At 60.6% G+C, this 20,865-nt stretch carries 23 protein-coding genes and 3 pseudogenes; 14 read left to right on the top strand and 12 right to left on the bottom strand.

Going from position 1 to position 20,865, the window contains the following annotated elements:
- Nucleotides 1-134: 134 nt before the first annotated feature.
- Nucleotides 135-428, top strand: a complete 294-nt coding sequence (locus tag ACSZOQ_RS14445; protein ID WP_439923159.1) for a DUF6894 family protein — start codon at nt 135-137, stop codon at nt 426-428.
- Nucleotides 429-457: 29 nt separating this feature from the next.
- On the top strand, nt 458-646 hold the full coding sequence (locus tag ACSZOQ_RS14440; RefSeq protein WP_439923158.1) for a hypothetical protein: 189 nt from the start codon (nt 458-460) through the stop codon (nt 644-646).
- Between the two features lie 20 nt (nt 647-666).
- Here ACSZOQ_RS14440 and ACSZOQ_RS14435 read toward each other — a convergent pair whose 3' ends face one another.
- From ACSZOQ_RS14435 to ACSZOQ_RS14415, 5 genes and pseudogenes are all read right to left on the bottom strand, one after another.
- A complete protein-coding gene (locus tag ACSZOQ_RS14435; RefSeq protein ID WP_439923157.1) occupies nt 667-1,593 on the bottom strand; it encodes an alpha/beta fold hydrolase in 927 nt (308 codons plus the stop codon).
- Between the two features lie 444 nt (nt 1,594-2,037).
- Nucleotides 2,038-2,291, bottom strand: a pseudogene (locus tag ACSZOQ_RS14430) (ParB-like protein); the annotation flags it as partial.
- Nucleotides 2,269-2,355 carry a hypothetical protein gene (locus tag ACSZOQ_RS14425; protein ID WP_439926075.1) on the bottom strand — a complete coding sequence of 29 codons (87 nt, stop codon included), beginning with the start codon at nt 2,353-2,355 and terminating at the stop codon, nt 2,269-2,271. The pseudogene ACSZOQ_RS14430 and the gene ACSZOQ_RS14425, both read right to left, overlap by 23 nt.
- Nucleotides 2,356-2,421: 66 nt before the next feature.
- Complete coding sequence (locus tag ACSZOQ_RS14420) at nt 2,422-4,140, bottom strand: SulP family inorganic anion transporter (protein WP_439923156.1); 1,719 nt, start codon at nt 4,138-4,140, stop codon at nt 2,422-2,424.
- 261 nt (nt 4,141-4,401) lie between these two features.
- Complete coding sequence (locus ACSZOQ_RS14415) at nt 4,402-5,358, bottom strand: S1C family serine protease (protein ID WP_439923155.1); 957 nt, start codon at nt 5,356-5,358, stop codon at nt 4,402-4,404.
- Nucleotides 5,359-5,540: 182 nt separating this feature from the next.
- Between ACSZOQ_RS14415 and ACSZOQ_RS14410 the strand changes: the two genes are divergently transcribed.
- A complete protein-coding gene (locus tag ACSZOQ_RS14410; protein ID WP_439923154.1) occupies nt 5,541-6,413 on the top strand; it encodes a S1C family serine protease in 873 nt (290 codons plus the stop codon).
- A 184-nt stretch (nt 6,414-6,597) separates the two neighbouring features.
- Complete coding sequence (locus ACSZOQ_RS14405; RefSeq protein WP_439926074.1) at nt 6,598-6,897, top strand: UBP-type zinc finger domain-containing protein; 300 nt, start codon at nt 6,598-6,600, stop codon at nt 6,895-6,897.
- Between the two features lie 28 nt (nt 6,898-6,925).
- Here the strand turns inward: ACSZOQ_RS14405 and ACSZOQ_RS14400 are convergent, their stop codons facing one another.
- Nucleotides 6,926-8,614 (bottom strand): FAD-dependent oxidoreductase, encoded by a 1,689-nt coding sequence (locus ACSZOQ_RS14400; protein WP_439923153.1) that lies wholly within the window; start codon nt 8,612-8,614, stop codon nt 6,926-6,928.
- Between the two features lie 615 nt (nt 8,615-9,229).
- Here ACSZOQ_RS14400 and ACSZOQ_RS14395 point away from each other — a divergent pair.
- From ACSZOQ_RS14395 to ACSZOQ_RS14370, 6 genes and pseudogenes are all read left to right on the top strand, one after another.
- The gene (locus tag ACSZOQ_RS14395; RefSeq protein WP_439923152.1) at nt 9,230-9,451 is read left to right on the top strand and encodes a hypothetical protein; all 222 of its coding nucleotides are present in this window, start codon (nt 9,230-9,232) and stop codon (nt 9,449-9,451) included.
- A 200-nt stretch (nt 9,452-9,651) separates the two neighbouring features.
- Nucleotides 9,652-12,108: a putative bifunctional diguanylate cyclase/phosphodiesterase gene (locus ACSZOQ_RS14390; RefSeq protein WP_439923151.1), complete on the top strand. Its 2,457-nt coding sequence runs from the start codon at nt 9,652-9,654 to the stop codon at nt 12,106-12,108.
- A 464-nt stretch (nt 12,109-12,572) separates the two neighbouring features.
- A complete protein-coding gene (locus ACSZOQ_RS14385; protein WP_439923150.1) occupies nt 12,573-13,700 on the top strand; it encodes a CYTH and CHAD domain-containing protein in 1,128 nt (375 codons plus the stop codon).
- An 83-nt stretch (nt 13,701-13,783) separates the two neighbouring features.
- Nucleotides 13,784-15,274: pseudogene (gene istA, locus ACSZOQ_RS14380) on the top strand (IS21 family transposase); the annotation flags it as partial.
- A gap of 8 nt (nt 15,275-15,282) precedes the next feature.
- A complete protein-coding gene (gene istB, locus ACSZOQ_RS14375) occupies nt 15,283-16,146 on the top strand; it encodes an IS21-like element helper ATPase IstB (protein WP_439922720.1) in 864 nt (287 codons plus the stop codon).
- 48 nt (nt 16,147-16,194) lie between these two features.
- Nucleotides 16,195-16,338, top strand: coding sequence for a hypothetical protein (locus ACSZOQ_RS14370; protein WP_439924577.1), 144 nt, complete (start codon nt 16,195-16,197; stop codon nt 16,336-16,338).
- On the opposite strand, the gene ACSZOQ_RS14365 is transcribed toward ACSZOQ_RS14370, so the two are convergent.
- The gene (locus tag ACSZOQ_RS14365; RefSeq protein WP_439923149.1) at nt 16,309-16,524 is read right to left on the bottom strand and encodes a helix-turn-helix domain-containing protein; all 216 of its coding nucleotides are present in this window, start codon (nt 16,522-16,524) and stop codon (nt 16,309-16,311) included. The two genes, ACSZOQ_RS14370 and ACSZOQ_RS14365, sit on opposite strands and share 30 nt — an antisense overlap.
- 96 nt (nt 16,525-16,620) lie before the next feature.
- On the opposite strand from ACSZOQ_RS14365, the gene ACSZOQ_RS14360 reads away from it, so the two are divergent.
- Nucleotides 16,621-16,737: a hypothetical protein gene (locus ACSZOQ_RS14360; protein WP_439926072.1), complete on the top strand. Its 117-nt coding sequence runs from the start codon at nt 16,621-16,623 to the stop codon at nt 16,735-16,737.
- Between the two features lie 71 nt (nt 16,738-16,808).
- On the opposite strand, the gene ACSZOQ_RS14355 is transcribed toward ACSZOQ_RS14360, so the two are convergent.
- The 4 genes and pseudogenes from ACSZOQ_RS14355 to ACSZOQ_RS14340 form a co-directional block, all read right to left on the bottom strand.
- Nucleotides 16,809-17,513 (bottom strand): hypothetical protein, encoded by a 705-nt coding sequence (locus ACSZOQ_RS14355; protein WP_439923148.1) that lies wholly within the window; start codon nt 17,511-17,513, stop codon nt 16,809-16,811.
- Between the two features lie 36 nt (nt 17,514-17,549).
- Nucleotides 17,550-18,281, bottom strand: coding sequence for a hypothetical protein (locus ACSZOQ_RS14350; protein ID WP_439923147.1), 732 nt, complete (start codon nt 18,279-18,281; stop codon nt 17,550-17,552).
- 292 nt (nt 18,282-18,573) lie between these two features.
- Nucleotides 18,574-18,759 (bottom strand): annotated as a pseudogene (locus ACSZOQ_RS14345) (AAA-associated domain-containing protein); the annotation flags it as partial.
- Nucleotides 18,698-18,904 (bottom strand): hypothetical protein, encoded by a 207-nt coding sequence (locus tag ACSZOQ_RS14340; RefSeq protein WP_439926165.1) that lies wholly within the window; start codon nt 18,902-18,904, stop codon nt 18,698-18,700. The gene ACSZOQ_RS14340 and the pseudogene ACSZOQ_RS14345, both read right to left, overlap by 62 nt.
- Before the next feature lie 131 nt (nt 18,905-19,035).
- On the opposite strand from ACSZOQ_RS14340, the gene ACSZOQ_RS14335 reads away from it, so the two are divergent.
- The 3 genes from ACSZOQ_RS14335 to ACSZOQ_RS14325 all read left to right on the top strand — a co-directional run bounded on the left by ACSZOQ_RS14335 (nt 19,036) and on the right by ACSZOQ_RS14325 (nt 20,452).
- Complete coding sequence (locus tag ACSZOQ_RS14335; protein WP_439923146.1) at nt 19,036-19,347, top strand: KUP/HAK/KT family potassium transporter; 312 nt, start codon at nt 19,036-19,038, stop codon at nt 19,345-19,347.
- Nucleotides 19,347-19,496, top strand: a complete 150-nt coding sequence (locus ACSZOQ_RS14330; protein WP_439923145.1) for a KUP/HAK/KT family potassium transporter — start codon at nt 19,347-19,349, stop codon at nt 19,494-19,496. The genes ACSZOQ_RS14335 and ACSZOQ_RS14330 overlap by 1 nt, the downstream gene beginning before the upstream one ends.
- Nucleotides 19,497-19,621: 125 nt before the next feature.
- Nucleotides 19,622-20,452, top strand: coding sequence for a sulfite exporter TauE/SafE family protein (locus ACSZOQ_RS14325; RefSeq protein WP_439925927.1), 831 nt, complete (start codon nt 19,622-19,624; stop codon nt 20,450-20,452).
- A gap of 78 nt (nt 20,453-20,530) precedes the next feature.
- On the opposite strand, the gene ACSZOQ_RS14320 is transcribed toward ACSZOQ_RS14325, so the two are convergent.
- Nucleotides 20,531-20,863 (bottom strand): DUF2270 domain-containing protein, encoded by a 333-nt coding sequence (locus ACSZOQ_RS14320; RefSeq protein WP_439923144.1) that lies wholly within the window; start codon nt 20,861-20,863, stop codon nt 20,531-20,533.
- Nucleotides 20,864-20,865: the final 2 nt, after the last annotated feature.

Genomic DNA, 20,865 nt, shown 5'->3' with positions numbered 1-20,865 from the left:
CTTTCGCTGCTACTGGCGGTGGAAGTCGTGCCCATTGCGAGGGTGACCGCAGATCGAAACGAAGCTGCGCGTCTTGATCCGGCAGATGAGCGTGGAAAATCCGCTATTTCGATACACACAGGAAGGAGATGTGCTTGTCTAAGTTCGAATCAAACTCGACGACTTCGCGTGCTATGCCGCGCTACTACTTCCACATCGTAGGACCGGCGGACCTTCGTGATCGCTTTGGACTGATACGGTGCGACGATGCCGCTGCGATCGCTTGGGCGCAAAATGTCGCTGATGCATTACAGAAACGCAATGCATCAGCTTCTGTTGTGGTTATAATGCATGAGGACGGTCGAGAGATTGCACGGATTCCAGGTGTCCCTGTCGCAAACCCCATCCAGCTGGCGGTTGATCGAGAATCGGGCGATGCTGCTGCTTGATGTTAGATTTGTGCAGACTGATCTTTGGAATGGTGATCGACCTGCTGCGGTCACGAGTTGCGCTTGAGGCAGAAATTCTGGTCTTGAGGCAACAAATCAATGTGCTGCAGCGAACCGTTCCAGGAGACCTCCGTTCGCTCTACGGCCTGCTGATCATAGGCCATGTCGATCGGTATCCGAGACCGCCCGGACTGCACCACCAATATGCCCGGATTTGATATGCTGTAGGCACAAGCGGTCAGCGCCCTTTGTCAAGGAAGGCGCGGACCATGGTGATGGTGGCCGCGGGATTCTCTTCCATGATCCAATGGCCGGAGTCGGAGATAACGCCTCCAGTCACGTCGGTTGCCGCGCTGCTCAGCGTCGCCGCCATCGCCGTGCCGAACGACTTTTCGCCGCCGAGCGCCAGAACCGGCATGGTGAGCTTGCCGCCGGACGCCAGATAGGTACGGTTGTCGATCGCGTCTTTATCGAAGGCAGCGAACTGGGCGAAGCCCGAATGCATGGCACCAGGTAGGGCGTAGAGCTTGGCGTAGTGCTCGCGCGCGGCTTCGGTAAATCGGCTCGGTGTCGCCGAGAACTCGTTCCAGAAGCGATCGAGGTAGATGCGTTCACGCCCCGCCACCAACCGCTCCACATCCGGTCCACCGAAGCGGAAATGCCAGAGCAGCGGATTCTTCAGGATTTCCTCCCAGGGGCCGACGCCGGGAACCGGTGCATCGATCAGGACGAAGCGATGGACACGCTGCGGATGCTGCGCGGCAAAGGCAAAGCCGACCATATTGCCGATGTCATGCGTCACCAGATCGGCGCGCTCGATCTTGAGTGCATCGAGCACGCCGGCCACGTCTCCAGCTTGCGTCTTCTTGTCGAAACCGCTTTGCGGCTTCGACGAGAACCCAAGCCCGCGCAGGTCCGGCACCACCACCGCGTAGTCGCGGGCGAGGTCAGCTGCCATCGGCGCCCACATGTCGCCGGTCTCGCCATAGCCGTGCAGCAGCACGACCGCCGGCCCCTGGCCACCGACCCGAACATGGATCGCCGCACCGTTGGTCTCGATCGTCCGTGTCGTGAAGGAAGCCGGGAAGGCGGGGACCTGGGCGACTGCCTGCGCGGCAGAGGCAAGAGCCCCAAAAGCCAGAGCGAACTTCAACAACTTCAACATTGTCTATCACTCCCATCGGGAGGGCGGTCGCGGCGGCCGTCACTGCCAGCCCCGTTGGCAGGGCAGAGATAGTATTCTGCATTCGTTCGGATTAGCCTTGCAATATCGAAAATGAAATCCGGATACGCCGAACGATGTTGAAACTTGACGGCATTGTCACCTTCGTCGCCATCGCGGAAGCCGGTTCTCTTAGCGAGACCGCCCATCGGCTGCGTCCTTTCCAAATCGGTGGTTAGCGACCGCCTGGCGAAATTCATGCGCAGCCTGGGCAATCGTGCTCGTGATAGTGTGTTCTCTGACCTTCATGCGCTTCAAAGTTTCATGAACGACCCCGGTCAAAGCTGAGTTGCGAGAGACAGCGACCTTGGTGTGTCCGGCCTTTTTGAGCTCATCGAATGATGTTGCATATAGGATCGAGTTTGAATCGTGGTCTGTGCTGCTTGTTCAGTTGTCAGGGCCGCTCCATCCGGGCAGGTAGCCGGCCGACTTCTGTCGCGCTAGTCGCAGCGCATGAGTGGCGGCTTTGTGGAAATCTTCCTCCAGGCCGCGCGCGTCCATCCGGCGTCGGAAAAAGTCCGCCCACAAGAACTTGGCGAAGGGCGTGGTGTCCTGGCATAGCCGCCTAGGCGCCTGACCTCTCCGGCCAGGCTGCGGAATGGGTCGTCGACGAGCTTGTCAACGCTCTTGGGAAGATCGTCTGCCGGCAGTCATCGCCCGGATATCCTTGCGCTTCCGCGCCACCTCGCGCAGCCCGACCGTCATCTGCGCGGGCCGCAGGGTACTCACGGAAACAGTGTGCAGTACGGGTAGGATGTTCGTAGGCATAACTCATTCCTTGCCGTTGGCAGATGGCGGCACAGCGACCGCGTCCTGTCCATGCGTCAGGGCGCGTACGGCGTCATCGACGCTGCGGTAGACCCCGGTCGGACCCAGCATGGCGGCGATGCCGAAGCACGCCAACGCCCTCTGCGCTCTGACCGATTCCAGCCGAGCGATCGAGAAGGTAATCCCGGCGTCTCGGCAATAGGTGATCACCTCCCGCAAGGTCTGCGCCGCCGTATAGTCGATGTCGATGACGCTACTGGCCTCGAACACCACGTGCTTCAGGCTGCCCGCGCGCTCCCCCACCATCGCGTGGAAGTCCTGGCGGAAGCGATCTGCGTTGACGAAGGACAGCGGCGCTTGGAACGCTGCGACCAGCACGCCTGCGATCCGCTCGCCCGCCGGCTTGCCGTCCGGTGGCCACCATATGGAGGTGCCCGGCACGTGCTCGAACTCGATCGCCCTGGCCTGGGTGATGGTCCACACGCCGTGCAGCAGTGACAGGCCGATGCCGATGGCGACGCCGATCTCAATCGGCAACGCCACGATGGCGAGCGCGGTGGTGGCGATCAGCAAGAATTCCGTCGGTGCTTGGCGCAGCGTTGCCATGAAGGTCTGCCAGCGCAATATACGCATAGCCACGAAGAACAGGATGCCCGCCAGCGCCGCCTGCGGCACGTTCTTCAAAAGGTCCGTGCCGAACAGCACAAGCGCCAGCACGATGGCTGCGGCCAGCAAGCCGGTGACCTGCGAGCGACCGCCCGTCTCGACCGAGATCGCGGTGCGGGGTGGGCTGGAATTGACCGGGAACGCGCCGACGAGACCGGACAGCAGGCTGCCCGCGCCGACGCCGATGAAATCGCGGTTGACGTCGTCAGAGCCAGAAGTACCGCTGCCGGCGAAGGAACGCGTGGTGGCGGCCGTCTGGACCATGATGACGATAGTGACCAGAAGGGTCAACGGCACCAGCGTACGCATGTCCCCGAACGTCACCTCCGGCAGGCGTAGGCCAGGCGAGGCGGCCGGCAGTGTGCCGAGGACCGCGACGCCGCGCGTCTGCAGACCGAAGGCGACCACCGCGAGCGTGGCTGCCGTTAGCGCGATCAACGCGCCGGGAATGCGCGCACTGATGCGCTCGCACAGGACGACGACGGCGAACACGGCCGCGCCGATGGTGGCGCTATAGGGATTGATGTCACTTAAGCCGCCATAGACAGCTGCGAGGCGGTGGAAGACGTCTCCGCTTCCGGGAGGCAGGCCGAGCAGCTCAGGAAGCTGCGAGACAACAATATGGATCGATATTCCGGCAAGGAAGCCGGCGGTGACCGGCACCGAGAGCAGATCGGCGACCCAACCGAGCCGCAGCAGGCCGGCAGCCGATACTGTGGCGCCCACCATCAGCGCGAGTAGTGCAGCCAGCGTTTGGTAATGTGGCGAGCCAGATGCGGCCAGAATCACAAGGCCCGCCGCGAAGATCGGCGTGATGGTGGAATCCGCCCCAACGGAAATGTGGCGGCTCGCGCCGAGCAGCGCGAAGGCTGCGGTGCCCGCCAGGAAAGCGACGAAGCCGGCCTGGGGAGAGAGATCGCCGAGGCGCGCGGTGGCCATCTGCTCGGGGATGGCAATGGCAGCCAGTGTCAGGCCGGCGAAGGCGTCACCGCCCAGGTCCTTGCGGCTCCAGCCGCGCATGGAGGCGAACAGCGGGGACTGTCCCATACCTTGCATCGGCGCTACCTTGCCCAATTGCACCTGCGCGTTACTTGACAAAAAGTATCACGCAACCTTGTCTAGAAACAAACCTAAGCTCGACAGAAAGCAGCGGAGTGTTTTGGTACATCAGCATGCATTCTGGAATCGGTAAGCTCGTCGCCCTGAAAACTGTCATACTCGGAAACAGGCCGCACCTAAACCGATCAGCTGCTGTCTAATGGGTTACGGCATCGTCGGAGCCCTCTTCCTGCAGGTGGGAACGTAGATGTTTCGCAGTCAGCGGCGTGCCGTTGGAATTACTGTTACCTGTCTGACCCCGGAGCGGCCGACTACTGTAAACACCGTTTCCCTGTCGATCCTTTCAGCGGCGAGCATGCGCACCAGATCGTCCACTCCGCCAACGGCACGGCCGTCTATCGCCACGATGATGTCACCTTCCTTCAGGCCGGCCTTCGCCGCAGGTGCATGCGCCTCGACCGAGCGCAACCGCACGGCAGTACGGCTCGTTACTTGCGACATCAGTGCGGCACGGCGCGGCAACGCGACCGTGTCGGCCGAGACCCCGATGAAGGCGCGGCGCACATGGCCGAAGCGGATGATTTCGGCAATGACGAAACTGGCGGTGTTGGAAGCGACGGCGAAGGCGATGCCTTGCGCGCCATGGATCATAGCGGTGTTGACACCGATCACCTCTCCTGCCGATGAGACCAGGGGGCCGCCGGAATTGCCGGGGTTGAGCGCAGCGTCGGTCTGGATCACGTCGTCGATCAGTCGTCCGGTCGAGGCGCGCATGGAGCGGCCCAGCGCCGAGACGACACCGGTCGTCACCGTCCATTCGAAGCCGAGCGGGTTGCCGATGGCGATGGCGATTTGACCGCGGCGGAGGCGCCCGGAATCGCCGAGTGGCGCGATGTCGGAGAAATGCCCGTCTGCGCGCACCAACGCGACGTCGGTGTCGGGGTCGCGACCGAGCACCCGCCCTTCTGTGGACGCGCCATCCGGCATGGCGACGTGCACAGCGCGCGCATCGCCGACAACATGGAAATTGGTGACGATCAAACCGTCCGGCGCAATGACGAAGCCGGAGCCTTGTCCGGCATCGCGGCGGGCGGCAACACGTTCGATCCGGCACACGGCCGGACCGATACGGTCGACGGCGTCGGTGACGGTGGCGGAATAGCTATCGAGCAGGCGGGCGTCATCCGGCTGCGGTTCGGGCGCGGGCAGAGCCATATGGGCCTTCCAAGCAAGGCAAGAAGCGGATGCCTATATGTGCTGAGCTCGCCGTCCTTCCGCGACCTGACCGGATGGCCAGTGGGCGCACGCCCTAGCCGTCAGGCGAGTAGGAAAACTCGATCCTGAGCAGCCATATCCGAGTATCGAAAGTCCAGAAGGGCTGAACCCGGGAGGGAGTGATGAGCAGTTTCGATCTTGGTGCTTTTTCCGACGCGGTCGCCGGCATTGCCGAACAGGCCGCACCGACGACCGTCAGTTTCGTGACCCAGCATGGCCACACGGCAACGGCCTTTCATTGGGGCGATGGATTCTACGTCGCCGCCGAGGAGGCGGTCGAGCCGGACGAGGAACTGCGGCTTTCGCTCGCTTCCGGCGAGACGGTGAGCGCCGAACTGATCGGCCGCGATCCATCGACCGGCATTGCACTGTTTAAGTCGGCGACTGCCGCAGTCGCGCCTGCCCTTGAAAAAGCCGGTCCGGTGCGCCCAGGCCATCTTATCGTTGTGGCGGGGCGTGATGGCGCTTCGTCGCTCGCCGTGCTCGGAACAGTGGGCGAGGTCGGGCCGGCATGGCGCTCGCTGCGCGGTGGCACCATCGACCGTCGGATCAATCTGGCGGTGATGACAGGGCGACGTTTCGAGGGCGGGCCGGTGCTGGACGCCTGGGGTGGACTGGTCGGGATGTTGCTGTTTGGTCCGCGCCGGCGGGCGCTGGTTATTCCCTACGAGACGATTGAGCGCACGGTCGCGACGTTAAGGAGCAAGGGCCATGTCGTGCGCGGCTATCTTGGCGCCGGGCTGCACCCGATCCACCACGCCGACGTACAGGGCGCCATCGTTGTCGGCCTCGATGAAGAAGGACCGGCGAAAGCGGCCGGCATTGTGCTGGGCGACATCGTCATCAGTTGGAACGGCGAGAAGGTCCGTGGGCCACGCGAACTGATCCGTAGGCTGGGACCAGACAGTGCAAATGCTCCGGTCACACTCGGGGTATTGCGTGGCGGCGAGGCACGTGACGTGACGGTTACCATTGGCGAGAAGCCGTTGAGCTGAACAGCATGAGGGACAAACGGTGCTGATGAGACACGACGGCGATGAGAGCCTTCTCGTTCTCGTCGCGCTCAGCGATGCCAATCGCGGCGAACGTCTTTCCGCATCGCTGGCGGGATTGGGCGGCATCATTACGTTGCTTAGCGAGGATACCCTTGTCTCGCATCGGTCAATCGGGAGGTTGCACATGCGTTGCTCGCATACGCGTCACATTAAGCTCGTCACGCCGAGCGCGCTTGGCTGTGAGGAATGTCTGCGCATCGGATCGCCTTGGGTACATCTGCGCCTATGCCGGAGCTGCGGGCACGTCGGCTGTTGCGATCAGTCGCCGCACCGTCATGCGCGCCAGCACTTCGAAGCGACGGGGCACCCGATCATCGAGGGCTACGATCCTCCAGAAGGGTGGGGCTGGTGCTTTATCGACGATACCGAGGTCGATCTGGGAAGCCAGACACCGCACAACGGCCCGATCCCGCGCTTCATTTGAAAACGGCGCGATTTGAAATCGGCGCGCGTCAGGACGCCGCCTGAAGCCCGCGCTGGTCGTCCTGCGTCGCCGCGAGAGCGGCGTGCAGCGCTGCGACGACCTGTGCACCTTCGCCAACGGCAGCGGCGACTCGTTTTACCGAGCCCGATCGAACATCACCGATCGCATAGACGCCGCGGCGATTGGTTTCGAGGGCGCGCCGGTTCGTACCATCCGCCGCGCCGGTCAGCACGAATCCCTTTGCATCCAGCGCAATACCGGTGCCGGCGAGCCAATCGGTATTCGGGTCGGCACCGATGAACAGGAACATGTGCCGGAGCGGCTGCCGCGTGTCGTTCTCCGTTCCCCGTCGACGCCAGCGGACCGCTTCCAAAACGCCGTCGTGTCCTTCTAGACCTGTTACATTGGTATGCGTGAGCACTTCGATATTGGGCAGGCCGGCGATCCGGTCCACGAGGTAGCGTGACATGCTGTCGGCGAGATCCGCGCCGCGCACGAGCATCCAGACCTTTCTGACGTTGCTCGCCAGATAGACTGCGGCCTGGCCCGCGGAATTGCCGGCACCGACCAGCGCGACCTCCTCGCCGGCGCACAGCTTTGCCTCAAGCGGCGAAGCCCAATAGTGCACGCTCGTGCCTTCGAAGGATTCGAGACCTTCCACCGCGAGCCGCCGATAGCGGGCGCCGGTCGCCAGCACGATCGACCGGGTCCTGGCGCATTCGTTGTTGGCCAGTTGGAGCGTCAGTGGCCTGTGGCCGGAATCGCATCCGTCCAAGCGGACGGCCTCATCCGGAATGGCCATCTCGACCCCGAATTTCTGCGCCTGGTTGTAGGCCCGGGCCATCAGCGCCATGCCGCTGATGCCGGTCGGAAAGCCGAGATAATTTTCGATCCGGGCCGAGGCACCGGCTTGTCCGCCAAAGGCGCGACAGTCGAGCACCAGTGTCGAAAGCCCTTCCGAGCCGGCATAGACCGCCGCCGCGAGACCGGCCGGTCCGGCGCCAACGATGACGACATCGTAGAGCCGGTCGGGATCGATCGGGTTCAGCAGGCCGATGCAGCGGGCAAGCTCCGCCTCGGTCGGATTGTGCAGCATCTGTCCGCCCGGACACAGCACGATCGGCAGTTGGCTAACGTCCACCTGAAAGCGATCAATCAGCACTTTAGCGCACGGATCGCTCTCGGGATCGAGCTGCTGTTGCGGATGGCCGTTGCGCCGGAGAAATCCCTGAAGCCGGAGCACGTCGCCATTCCCGGCACGTCCGATGATGATCGGTCCCCCGGCGCCCGTTTCCAGCAGGCCGACACGCCGCAGGATGAGCGCGCGCATGATACGCTCGCCCAGCTCCGCCTCGGCGATCAGCAAGGCGCGAAGCTGGTCGGGCGGGATGATCAGCGCCTCGACTGGATCCTCCGCGCGAGCATCGACGAGAGACGGGCGGCCGGCAAGCTGCGCCAGTTCGCCCATGAACGAGCCGGGCTCATGGGTCACGATCAGCCGGCCATGGTCCGACTGGTCGTGCTGGGTGACATTCACCTGACCGGCCAGGATGATGGTGAAGCCCGGAGCGACCTTGCCGACGTCCAGCAGGGCTTCGCCCGCTTGATAATGGCGTATTTTGCCAAAGCGGCGCATCCGTTCGATCTCCGCCGGCTCCAGAACTGGAAACATCTGGTGTCGGCGCGTTTCGATGACTGATTGCGGTGTTGGGGGCATGGCAAAAGATCATAGCACATCCGGCCAGACCCTGCATGCGACCACGGGGCTGCTAAGATTGCAGGTGGGGATCGGGAAGGCCGATCTCGCAACCACCACTGGCACGCCATCTCCAGATAGCAGCGTGTTTGACATCTGGCATGGGGTCACGAATGGTGAGATCAGATAATCCCCTTCCGCGCGCTCCTGATTTCACTCGCCCCAGCGGCGCGAGCGCAAGTAATCCGCGCCACTATTTCGGCCCCTACACGGGGTTGTCACGAATCACCGGTAAACGGCGCCCTGCGGGACAGGGCCTCGGGCTCGGCCTGTTCGCCCACAACTTGCCCGGCGGCCCTAATCGGCGGTCGGGCCTTTTGTTGTTTCAGGACTGCCTAATAGCCTGGCGATCTCTTCGAAATGCTCGGATCGTCACTGTTCAGCGTTTCCGCAAGACGTTTATCATTGCCGTAATCGAGAGGAAGGTTCCGCTCCTTGCCGACCCGCGTGACGTCCTCCACAGCCTGCCGCTCACGTAGCGGGATTTGGTGAATCGGTGTTAGCCAGTCGGTCACGCCCCACGGTGGAGTTCCAATTTGGAAGCTGCATTACATTCTCTGCATCGCAGTACCCGCGATGCCCAGCAGCCCGGAAGACCTCGCCGATCGAATGGCGGCTCGGCGCCGGCAGGTGAACGCTGATGATGGGTTTGCGCGGGAGATCTTCACCCAGCCTCGAGACCAAGCTCCAGAGACGGCAAGGGCGTTCCTCGATCGCTGGCCCGCCGCGGCGTACATGTCCGCGGTCGAATCCTGGCGCGAGCTGTCCGGCGGCGAGATTGAAATCGTCGCACACTGAAACGTGGTAGCCAGGCGCGAATGGTTGTCATCAAAGTGTCATAGTCGCTAATTCGCACTAACCATCGAAGCAAACTTTACCGCTTGCGTGCGATTTGCCTCACTCGCGGCGGTGTTATTCACGCTGCTTAAATACCTACCGACTTGGATGCGCCGCAACGAGTTAGCGTTGCGTGGGGGCACATCGTGAGCGCCGTGAGAATGCCAGCAAAGACGTTCAATACCGACTTGTTCAGTGACATTGCGGTTCTTCAGCGCAAATGGGACGCAGCGCTGCGCCCGGGATCGACGCTGCCTCCTTATGAAGAGGTAATGTTGGGAAGTCTTGGTCGGCTTGCGGACAACATTGCGCTGCTGCGTGGCGCGGATAAATCCCTCGAGGTGTTGCGTACCGGACGCTATGTCCAGGAGTGGCTGGGCGAGGCGGCATGGGATGCACCGCTCGCTGTATTGCCGCCGGACTGCGCGACCGCGCTCGAGCAGGCTGTGACCTCTGCGCTTCACAACAACCGGCCGCATCTCGATGTCGCGCATTGCGTGCGGGACGGCCTGGTGCAAACCTACGATGTACTCGCCTTGCCGACGTCGTCCCGCTGGGGTGGAAAGTTGATCGGTGCCTACGTCAACGAGCGCAATCCCCGTTATAATCTTCTCGACGCGATTTTCGCTTCGACGAGCGAGGGTATCCTGTCGCTTGCGACGATACGCAATGTCTCCGGTGATCCCTGCGATTTCCAGATCGTTCATCTTAACGACAGCGCATCGCGGTTGTTGCAATGCCGGCCCGGGGAACTGCGATGGCAGCGCTTGAGCGCCGGCGGTCATTCGCTATGTGTGCCGGATGTGGTGCGGCGGCTGATCAGGGCAGCCATCAACGGTTGCGGCGACTCCATTGAGATCGGCAGCGGCGAACGGGATCTGAAGCTGGGCGTAACGGTCTTCGCAGATATGGTCTCGGTGACCGTCTCGGACGTGACTGCACTGAAAAAGCGCGAGGAGTCCTTTCGTCTGTTGTTCGACAACAATCCCGTGCCGATGTGGGTGTTCGACGCTGAAACCACCAGCTTTCTCGGCGTCAATGACGCCGCCGTGAAACACTATGGCTATGACCGGGCGAAATTCCTGCGAATGAAGCTGGAGGACATCTGGCCGCCCGACGAGCGCGATGCGAACATGCAGGCGGTGCGGCAGCTTACCGACGTCTACCAGTCCGACCGCAACTGGCGGCATCTGAAGGCGGACGGAAGCGAAATCCAGGTGCTGACCTTCGGCCGGCGCGTTCCCTTCGCAGGGCGCGATGGTTTCCTGGTGGCGTGCGTCGATATCACCGAACGCAAACGAGCCGAAGCCAGGGTGGCGCACATGGCCCACCATGACGGTCTCACCAATCTGGCCAATCGCGTTGCCTTTCAGGACCGGCTGGGACAGGCGCTGGAGCAGGCACCGGCCTCGGCTGGGGTGACGGCAGTGCTCTGCATCGACCTTGACATGTTCAAGAACGTCAATGACTCATTCGGTCATTACACAGGCGACCGTCTGTTGACGCTAGTTGCCGAGCGTCTTCGCCAGGCGGTCGTCGGAGGCAATCTCGCCGCCCGGCTCGGTGGCGACGAATTCGCCGTGCTGCTGACACGGGTCGGGTCGCCGAACGAAGCGAGCGACTGCGCCGTGCGGTTGATCGAGACCCTCAGCAAGCCCTACAACATCGACGGGATCGAGGTGGTGATCGGCGCCAGCATTGGCGTTGCGCTGTCGCCCGGCGACGGCGCAGCCGGCGATGAGCTGCTGCGCAACGCAGACATGGCGTTGTATCGCGCGAAATCCGATGGCGGTGGAATCCATCGCTTCTTCGAGAGGGAGATGGATCGGCTCGCGCAGAAGCGGCGCGACATGGAGCTGGATCTCCGGCGAGCGCTGGCCAACGGCGAATTCGAGCTGCATTACCAGCCGCTGATCGACCTCGCCCAAGATCGGATCACGGGCTTCGAATCGCTGTTGCGATGGCAGCACCCGGCCAAGGGTATGGTCTCTCCGGCCGAGTTCATTCCGGTGGCCGAGGACATCGGATTGATTGTCGGGATCGGCGAGTGGGTTTTGCGCGAAGCCTGTGCCGCCGCCGTGAAATGGCCGTCCGACATCAAGGTAGCGGTCAATCTGTCACCGGTTCAGTTCCGCAGCCGTAACCTCGTGTCCGCGGTGATCGCCGCGCTGGCGCATTCGGGCCTATCGCCGCTGCGGCTCGAGCTGGAAATTACCGAAAGCGTCTTCCTGGCGGAGACTACGGCCAATCTGGCGACGCTTCATCAGTTGCGCGAACTGGGCGTGCGCATTTCCATGGACGACTTCGGCACGGGATATTCGAGCCTGAGCTATTTGCGGAGCTTCCCGTTCGACAAGATCAAGATCGATCGCTCGTTCGTGCGCGATCTGGCCGAGCGGCCCGATTGCGAGGCCATCGTGCGCGCCATATCGGGGCTCGGGCGCAGTCTTAATATCACGACGACTGCGGAAGGCGTCGAGACTGCGGAACAACTCGAATGGCTGCGCGCGGAAGGATGCAACGAAGTTCAGGGCTTCCTGTTCAGTTCGGCAAGGCCGGCCGAGGAAATCGAGAACTTGCTGCTCAAATTCGGCGTGTGGACCTCAAAGGCCGCCTGACGGCGGCTAAAACGGATGAGGTTGGAATCGACAGCCTCGTCATTGCGACGCGCGCGACAAAATCGGCTTTCGCCAATTTTGACCGAAGCAATCAGATCTTTCTTCGAGGCCTTTCCGGATTTCGATGAGAAGATCATCTCGATGTACGCCCGTCGAATGTCGGTTCGCGAGATCCGTGGCCGTCTCGAGGAAACGCGCCGCAATGTATCGGGCCTTGCGCGTCATTAAACTGTCACAAAATCCAAAATGACCGGCGAAGCTCTGGGCTTTCAATTGTTTTGCCTTACGCATCTGCGTGCTTTGTGTGAGTTCATTTCGCGGGCCTGGAGCATCAGCAAGAAAGCTGGTGCCCAAGGTTACTATTGCGTGATAGATTTGTGACGTTAGGCGGAGCGCCTTGGACCAGCACAACATCAGTTATTGATCGGTGACGGGTAGTGGTCGGCGAGCCAACCGAGATCGAAATGAAACTTTGGGTTTCACCCGAGGATATCGTTGCGCTCCAAAATCATCCAAGTTTTGTCGACATGCTCCGAAGTCCCAGCAGTGAAACGCTGAAATCAGTCTATTTTGATTCCGATAGTCGATTGCTGCGCGATCACGGATTCACCTTGCGGGTGCGCCACAAGGGCGACATGCGTATCCAAACCGTCAAGGCCGCTAACACTAGCGGCGGCTACTTCGAGCGAGCCGAGTGGGAGCAGGTGATCGAGGGTAATCGACCAGATCTCACCCTGGTGAAGGATACGGCCCTTGGCGTCATTCTCGTCAACGAACCGGATAACGCACTGCAGCCGGTTTTTGAGATCCGAATTAAGCGCACGGCCTATCATCTGAATAGAAATGGCGCCGACGTGGTCATGGCGATTGACCAGGGGAAGATTTTCGCTGCCGGCTCCTCGCTTTCAGTTTCGGAGATTGAACTGAAGCGCGGCAATCCCGCCGACCTTTTCAAAATTGCGCGCAATATATTAGATATCATTCCGGCCCATCTCGAGTTCAAAAGCAAGTCTGAGCGCGGTTATGACCTGATCGAGAAGGCCGCGATTGGCGCCGAAACAGCGCGTGATCCGGAGTTAAGTCCGGGAATGACGTCTGGTCGCGCCTTCACACTAGTCGGCCGGGCGTGCTTGCGCCATCTGGTCACCAACTTACCGGCAATGATGGAACGGGACCACAACGCGCTGCACCAAATGCGCGTCGCTTTGCGACGCCTTCGTGCCGCCATTTCACTCTTTTCGCCTGTGGTGGGCGACGACCGAGCGAGCGCAATAAAGTCCGAGCTAAAATGGTTGACGCAGGAACTCGGCCCGGCGCGGAATCTGGATACGCTCCTTGTCGAAGTGATCAGACCGCTGCGCAAGCGGTATCCCAACGAGCCCGGGCTGGTCAGCCTCAGCAATATGTTCGCGCGCAAGCGCCTAAAGAGCTATGGGCAAACGCTGGAGGCAGTTCAGTCGGCACGCTTCCGAAGGCTTGTTCTCGATACAGTGGAATGGGTCGAGATCGGTCCATGGAGCACTTCGGAAGATGCGTTTATGCGTGCACGCCGCGAATTGCCTGTTATTCGGCCTGCAATATTGACCCCCTGAGCCGGGGGATCGGCGTCCAAAATTGACCCCCGATAGGTTGGTCTGTTGCGCTGCCTGCTTTGGAACGAAGCAGGTGGTTGGGGATGCTGATCGTGGAGACGATTGCGCGGATACGCCGCGAGCACTTCATCAAGGGCAAGACGATCAAGGAGATCGCACGCGACCTGAAGGTGTCGCGGAACACGGTCCGCAAGGTGTTGCGGTCTGGGGAGACCTCATTCGAGTACGAACGTGCGGTGCAGCCGCGGCCGAAGCTGGGGCGATGGGCCGCTGATCTCGACGGATTGCTGGCGTCGAACGCGGCGAAGTCCGCTCGCGAACAGCTGACGCTGATCCGGGTCTTCGAAGAGCTTCGCGGGCGCGGCTATGACGGCGGCTACGATGCTGTGCGACGTTACGCCAGACGGTGGAGCCAGGAGCGCGGACAATCGACGGCGGCGGCCTATGTCCCGCTGAGCTTTGCACCGGGAGAAGCCTACCAGTTCGACTGGAGCCATGAGGTTGTCCTGCTGCATGGCGTGACGGTGATCGTGAAGGTCGCTCATGTCCGGCTCTGTCACAGCCGGATGCTGTTCGCTCGCGCCTATCCACGCGAGACGCAGGAGATGGTGTTCGACGCCCACGACCGGGCCTTCGCTCTGTTCAAGGGCACCTGCGGCCGCGGCATCTACGACAATATGAAGACCGCGGTGGAGACGATCTTCGTCGGCAAAGGGCGTCTCTACAATCGCCGCTTCATGCAGATGTGCAGCCATTACCTGGTCGATCCGGTCGCCTGCACGCCGGCCTCGGGCTGGGAGAAGGGCCAGGTTGAGAACCAGGTTGGGCTGGTCCGGGAGCGCTTCTTCACGCCGCGGCTGCGGTTCAAAACCCTCGACGAGTTGAACGCCTGGCTGCTGGATAAGTGCATCGCCTACGCCAAGGTGCACCGTCATCCGGAACTGACCGAACAGACGATCTGGGAAGTGTTCGAAGCCGAGCGGCCGAAGCTCGTTCCCTATGCCGGCCGGTTCGATGGATTCCATGCCGTGCCGGCATCCGTCTCGAAGACCTGCCTGGTGCGCTTCGACAACAACAAATACTCGGTTACGGCCAACGCCGTCGGGCGGCCCGTCGAAGTGCAAGCTTATGCCGACCGCATCGTGATCCGCCAGGACGGACGCATCGTCGCCGAGCATCCGCGTTCCTTCGGCCGCGGCGAGACGACCTACGATCCCTGGCATTATGTGCCGGTGCTGGCTCGCAAACCCGGCGCGTTGCGCAACGGCGCCCCGTTCAAGGACTGGGTGCTGCCGGCCGCGATCGAGCGTGTGCGGCGCAAGCTCGCCGGTGCCGACGATGGCAATCGGCAGATGGTCGACATCCTCAACGCGGTGCTGACCGACGGACTGCCGGCAGTCGAGGCCGCCTGTGCCGAGGCGATCGCCCACAGTGTCCATTCCGCCGATGTCGTTCTCAACATCCTCGCCCGCCAGCGTGAGCCGGCGCCACCAGCCAACATCCTCACCCCGGCGGCGCTGACCTTGCGCCATGCGCCGATCGCTGACTGTGCCCGTTACGACAACCTCAGGAGACCGGTCTGATGGAACGCACTCAACTCTTCGACCTCATGAGCGAACTCAAGCTCTATGGCATGAAGGCCGCCTTCGACGAGATCATGGCGACCGCCGTCAAGCGCCAGCACGAACCGCAACGCATTGTCGGCGACCTGCTCAATGCCGAGATCAACGAGAAGCAGGCGCGTTCGATCAAATACCAGCTCACTATCGCCAAGCTGCCGCTCGCCAAGGATCTCGATGGCTTCCAGTTCGAGGGCACCCCTATCAACCAGACGCTGGTCAATGATCTCGCCGGCGGTGGCTTCATCGCCCAGCAACGCAATGCCGTTCTGGTCGGCGGTACAGGCACCGGCAAGACCCATCTGGCTATCGCCATCGCCCGAAGCTGCATTCGATCCGGTGCCCGCGGGCGCTTCTACAACGTCGTCGACCTCGTCAATCGTCTCGAGATCGAGACCCGCAACGGACGGCAGGGTCGTATCGCCGAGCATCTGACCCGAATGGACTTCATCGTCCTCGACGAACTCGGCTACCTGCCATTTGCCCAATCCGGCGGACAACTTCTGTTCCATCTCGTCAGCCGGCTCTACGAGCGCACTTCCATCGTCGTCACCACCAATCTCGCCTTCGGCGAATGGCCCAGCGTGTTCGGCGACGCCAAGATGACCACCGCGCTGCTCGATCGTCTGACCCACCACTGCGACATCGTCGAAACCGGCAACGACAGCTGGCGCTTCAAAAGCCGCGACGATGATCAAACAACCCGCGCTCGGTCCGTCTCCGCAATCCCGGCCAGCTCCGACGGACCGAGCGCTACCGCTAAATCTCGTCGATCAAAGGGGGCAAATTTGGACGCCGATACGGGGTCAAACTTCGGCGCCGATTGACAGTCTAACACCATCCAAAACCTCCGTCACAACCGGAGGATTCTTCGCATGTTCGATGCTAACCCGATACAAGGGGATCAACTGAGCGCTTACGAGGCAATCATCGCCGGCCATCCTCAAAGCAAAATCGAAGACCTCATGCCCTGGAGATTCCGCAAAACGTCAAGCCCACATCAATGGGGCAGCGGTTGAGCGCTTACCTATGGGAAACGGCTGATCGAAGCTGGCGACAACCGTCTCATCGGTGAAGCCCGCCGCAGCCCGAAGATCGTCGAGGTTCGCAGAGAGTTTACTCGCTATGAGCGGCAGCTGTTTCTCTCGCGGACGCGACGTGCCAGCTTCCCAGCGGCTTACAGTCTGCTGTTTGACGTCTAGCAAGGTCGCCAAATCGCCCTGATCGAAGGAGGCTAGGCATGAATCAGCAATTCAGCCTCCGGCGGTGATGATGAAGTGCTGGTGATCGATGACACCACGATGACGAAGAAGGGCGAACACTCAGCCGGGGGCGCGGCTCAATACCATCATTCTGAGGGACAGCCACCCAACCTGGCTATGTTTGCGAAGGCCGGCCGATTACGGCATCTAGCTTAAGAGCGCACAAACCGTCGCAGCGGAAGTGAGCATCGCTAGGAACAAACCGACCAAACATGCAGAAGCAAACTCTAGGGCTTCCTTCGACCGAAACCTGTCAATTCGACGGTCTCTTTTTGAACAGTATGTCCATTCTCACTAAGCGCAGTTGTGCGTTTAACCCAATGATCCAACCGCGGGCTGTACCACATTTTGACTGAACCCGCAGCTTTTCGAGTCGGGTCGACGCTATTTCGAGCTGTGAATTTAGTCTCAATCACAAAGGCGTCGAATCGGCCCGCTTTGGTCGTTATGGTCTCTTTCTCCGATGCGCGGGATGTTCCGGTTTTTCTCCAGATATGGCCTTTTGAATCGATGCGATCCGCCCGGATCGACCAAGTCTTGTTCACTTCCAGAGGGTCTTGAATGCCTCCGCCATCGTTCGGCGAGAATCTTTGATCGCCCCTTTTTATGATGTTCCAAGACTTGTCGTAAATGAACTCTCCATAACGAGAGGACCCTTCAGTCTCAGCGCGTGTAGCAATCTCCTTTTCGGAGACGTCAGTGACGAGTGAGGTTACGCGCTGCTTCACTTTGCCCGTGATGTCGTCGATCACATCATAGCTCCAATGATCTCCAACAGCGACCTGTGACATGTCGATGCCGGGATCCGTGCTGCTAGACTGAACGACACCATTGTTAGCGGACGGCGTAGCTGGTGGACTTGCATCCTCCGCAAACGACACGCCCGACAGAAAAAGAAGAGGAACGACGACGACGACGACGACTAATCGCATTAGTATTCCAGTCGTTACGAGATTCAACAGCGCGCTTTATTGCCGGCCGTAGTCGACCAATTCGATTGTAGTGTTATTTACAACGTGTTTATCCGTTACAGTTTTTTCTGCACGTTTCACCCAGTGATTTACAGAGGGGGAGAACCAGGTAGTTAGAACTGTACTTCCCTTTTTTGTTGGGTCGATTGCACCACGAATATCAATTGTGGTTTCATATTTGATCGCGTTAAAAGTACCAGCCTGAGTTGATACTGGCTCTTCTCCAATTACTTTGGATTTCTCGGTTCGCTTCCAGGCTGTCCTTGAGGCGCGAATGTCAGAAGTTCTAACGCTCCACGTGTCACCGACCTTCATTGCTTCCTTAACTCCCGTACCGTCGTTGGGTACGAATTTGACAAGAGGGGTAGTCTTCAGATTCCAAAGGTGATCGAAAACAATGTAGCTTGGCAATGATGCGCCAAGCGCAAGGACTGACACGCTCACATCAGTGCTGCTCGTATCCGTAACAGTTTGGGTGTATTGCCCCTTTAAATTGCCAGTTACATTGTCCCGTATCTCATACGTCCAGTGATCGCCTACAGCGACTGGAGACATATCTGTGCTTGACGGCGCAGGTACTTCTGCCGAGGTATGTTTTGATTCCGATGACTTGTTGTCAACCGAAGTTGTTTGGGCGGCGGCTTGATAAACGAAAAACATCGCTATCAGAAATGCAACATTGGCATGACGCACGATTAAGACCCCAAGCAATGAAATAGCCGACGTCACTCGAATACCTCAGCCTGAATAGGCAACGTTCTCAACTTTCTGTGAAACAAAGACAGATGTATTCGTCGCTGGAGCTCAAGCTGGCGCGCCGCTCGTCCATGGCTCTTTCTCATGTCGCGCTCCCCACGTTTTAAGCCGTCATAATTCTTCAACGTGGGTTTGGTTGCGGCGTGGTCAGACAAATTAGGGCACTCCCCAAATCAACTTAGGCTCTGGCGGGGTTGTCTTGATTGTCGCTATTTGCGGTTATAGCAATTTCGCATCCGGTCTTCGAAATGCGACTAAGACGCACTCAATGCGGATTTTCAAGGCTGAATAGTTCCGATTGTTCGTCGTAGGCGAATAGCTCCGCGTAGCGTGCCCACGAGACGATTGTTTTCAGCGTCTCATGCGCCTGATCTTCCGCCATATAATCCTCAAGTTCGTTGCGGAAGCGGGCGACGGGCGCCGCGTGCGAAGGCCGCTCGTCGAGTATGCGCGGCCGAGGAGATCGGCAGTAGTTCGCTGATGCCTTGCACGACACCCAATATCGTCGTCACCCTGGCATACCCCAGCGCGGCGAGTCCGGTGTCGACGCCCTGCCTGCAGACCTCGGCCAATTCCGTCCCTTTTTTGCCGATCATGAGAGCCGCTCGTCATCTAAGAAGGGGACGTTGAGCACTATGCGTGTGGGGCGTCAGGGGGTTGATGACGGCAAGAGCGATTCCGCTTCTGGGCCTGAATGCGAAGTGCCAGAAGGTACCGAAGACGTTCGATGAACAGTGGCAAACCGACATCGACAGCCGCAAGCACGGGCATCCCGCTCGGCCTGACGCATCATCTGCGGCATAATCGCGTCCTACATGAGCGCGTACTACTACTTGCCTCCATCAACACCGATGAGCCGCGCGTCGAGCTTGAGCACCCGATCCGCCTAGTGCCGGTCGGTGCTGGCATCACCCGCGTCCTGCTCCATTTCGGCTTCATGGAAATCCCGAACGTGATGGAGGCGCTCAAGCTCGCCTGCCTCGAGCCTGAACTTGTGGCATCGATCCTGAGAACATCACGTATTATTTCAGGCGGGTGATGGTGATCCTCAGCAGCGAGGCATCCGGCATGGCTGTCCGAAGAAAATCCCTGTTCGCCCTGATGCACCTCAACGCCAATCTCCCGGCCGCGTATTTCGAGGTTCCGCCCACCCAGGTCGTAGAGGTCGGTCTCGAAGTCGAGATATAGTGTCCGCACGGATGGCAGGAACACTGGACCACCCGGGCGGGTCCAAGTGGGAGATAGCCGTATCCTGAAGCAGCGTTCAGCCGACCAGAGCGCACGCTCTCCTCGCTGAGAATGTGTACATGCTCATGATCGATCCCCTCTATGTGGTTTCGGGCTTCGGCGTCGGCCTTCTGGTTGGCATGACGGGTATGGGCGGTGGCTCACTGATGACTCCGTTGCTGATCCTGTTGTTCGGCATCCATCCGCCGACCGCGGTCGGCACCGATCTCCTCTACGCCGCTGCCACCAAGACTGGTGGCAGCGTGGCGCACGGCTGGGCGGGGAGCATCCACTGGCCGGCTGTGTTCCGACTTGCTGGCGGCAGCATCCCGGCAAGCATCCTGACGCTCGTTGTTCTGTGGCAGCTTGATCTGAGCGGCGAATCCTCGCGCAGCCTGGTCAACCTGGTGCTCTGTTTTGCGCTCCTGCTCACCGCAGCGTCGCTGATCTTCCGCACCGCAATCATGCAGCGCTATCGCTCTCGTTTGCAGCAGGTCGACCCCCGCACCACTGCCCGCGTGACCGTGCTGGTAGGCGTTGTGCTTGGCGTGCTGGTCTCGATTTCTTCGGTCGGGGCCGGCGCGGTGGGCGTCACCATGCTTCTGCTGCTTTACCCGCTGCTGCCGATGGCGCGCATTGTCGCCTCCGACATCGCGCACGCGGTGCCGTTGACGCTGGTCGCGGGCATCGGACACTGGGCGACGGGCGCGATCGACTGGCACCTCATGGGCGTGCTGCTGATGGGCTCCATGCCCGGCATTTTACTTGGCAGCTATTGTGCGCACCGCGTACCGGAAACGGCGTTACGACTGGTGCTCGCTGCAACGCTGATCGTGGTTGCCGGCAACCTCGCATCCCATGAGCTCAATTCGTCGTCCTGGATTGTCACAGCGATCACCCGCAGCGCCGCTCACTGACAAGCACGTTTGTGGACGCTTTGGCGTCAAGTCGATCACCCGACCATGGCGGGGTTGGGCAGACGCCCCATCTCCTGCTTAACCCATCGCCACCTTGTCGCCCTTGGCGTCGTGCTGGCGTTGGTCGAGCCACATCGTGCCGAGCGCGAGCGTCAGCCAGCCGAAATAGTAGGCAAAGCCTGTCATCAGAACGATCCAGCCGGGAATCGGTCCGACGGCGGCGCGATCGGAATATTCGGCCAGGGTCGCCGCAGAGGTCGGATGGATGGCTATCTTGCCGTAATAGGCGATTGCCTGGATGGCGAAAATCCAGACGTAGTTGCGACGCAAACGCCGCCCAGCCGCGCGGACAAACGAAATGTGATGGTGCGGTGCCGTGTAGTCGTGGCCTGCCCCTATGAGGTGGTCCACTT

The organism is Nitrobacter sp. JJSN (assembly GCF_051912485.1).
Taxonomy (GTDB): Bacteria; Pseudomonadota; Alphaproteobacteria; order Rhizobiales; family Xanthobacteraceae; genus Nitrobacter.
The sequence above is the reverse complement of the archived record's forward strand: the minus strand, read 5'-3'. Positions and strand labels throughout refer to the sequence as shown.

Bases quoted from the DNA above. Each gene is read 5' to 3' on its own strand.
- ACSZOQ_RS14355 (WP_439923148.1), bottom strand. From the start codon at position 17,513: ATGCGATTAGTCGTCGTCGTCGTCGTCGTTCCTCTTCTTTTTCTGTCG.
- ACSZOQ_RS14420 (WP_439923156.1), bottom strand. From the start codon at position 4,140: ATGCAAGGTATGGGACAGTCCCCGCTGTTCGCCTCCATGCGCGGCTGG.
- ACSZOQ_RS14330 (WP_439923145.1), top strand. From the start codon at position 19,347: ATGGTGATCCTCAGCAGCGAGGCATCCGGCATGGCTGTCCGAAGAAAA.
- ACSZOQ_RS14410 (WP_439923154.1), top strand. From the start codon at position 5,541: ATGAGCAGTTTCGATCTTGGTGCTTTTTCCGACGCGGTCGCCGGCATT.
- ACSZOQ_RS14325 (WP_439925927.1), top strand. From the start codon at position 19,622: ATGATCGATCCCCTCTATGTGGTTTCGGGCTTCGGCGTCGGCCTTCTG.
- ACSZOQ_RS14385 (WP_439923150.1), top strand. From the start codon at position 12,573: ATGAAACTTTGGGTTTCACCCGAGGATATCGTTGCGCTCCAAAATCAT.
- ACSZOQ_RS14360 (WP_439926072.1), top strand. From the start codon at position 16,621: ATGACGAAGAAGGGCGAACACTCAGCCGGGGGCGCGGCTCAATACCAT.
- ACSZOQ_RS14335 (WP_439923146.1), top strand. From the start codon at position 19,036: ATGAACAGTGGCAAACCGACATCGACAGCCGCAAGCACGGGCATCCCG.
- ACSZOQ_RS14405 (WP_439926074.1), top strand. From the start codon at position 6,598: ATGCGTTGCTCGCATACGCGTCACATTAAGCTCGTCACGCCGAGCGCG.
- ACSZOQ_RS14390 (WP_439923151.1), top strand. From the start codon at position 9,652: ATGCCAGCAAAGACGTTCAATACCGACTTGTTCAGTGACATTGCGGTT.
- istB (WP_439922720.1), top strand. From the start codon at position 15,283: ATGGAACGCACTCAACTCTTCGACCTCATGAGCGAACTCAAGCTCTAT.
- ACSZOQ_RS14370 (WP_439924577.1), top strand. From the start codon at position 16,195: ATGTTCGATGCTAACCCGATACAAGGGGATCAACTGAGCGCTTACGAG.
- ACSZOQ_RS14425 (WP_439926075.1), bottom strand. From the start codon at position 2,355: ATGACGGTCGGGCTGCGCGAGGTGGCGCGGAAGCGCAAGGATATCCGG.
- ACSZOQ_RS14415 (WP_439923155.1), bottom strand. From the start codon at position 5,358: ATGGCTCTGCCCGCGCCCGAACCGCAGCCGGATGACGCCCGCCTGCTC.
- ACSZOQ_RS14435 (WP_439923157.1), bottom strand. From the start codon at position 1,593: ATGTTGAAGTTGTTGAAGTTCGCTCTGGCTTTTGGGGCTCTTGCCTCT.
- ACSZOQ_RS14340 (WP_439926165.1), bottom strand. From the start codon at position 18,904: ATGATCGGCAAAAAAGGGACGGAATTGGCCGAGGTCTGCAGGCAGGGC.
- ACSZOQ_RS14400 (WP_439923153.1), bottom strand. From the start codon at position 8,614: ATGCCCCCAACACCGCAATCAGTCATCGAAACGCGCCGACACCAGATG.
- ACSZOQ_RS14395 (WP_439923152.1), top strand. From the start codon at position 9,230: ATGCCCAGCAGCCCGGAAGACCTCGCCGATCGAATGGCGGCTCGGCGC.
- ACSZOQ_RS14440 (WP_439923158.1), top strand. From the start codon at position 458: ATGGTGATCGACCTGCTGCGGTCACGAGTTGCGCTTGAGGCAGAAATT.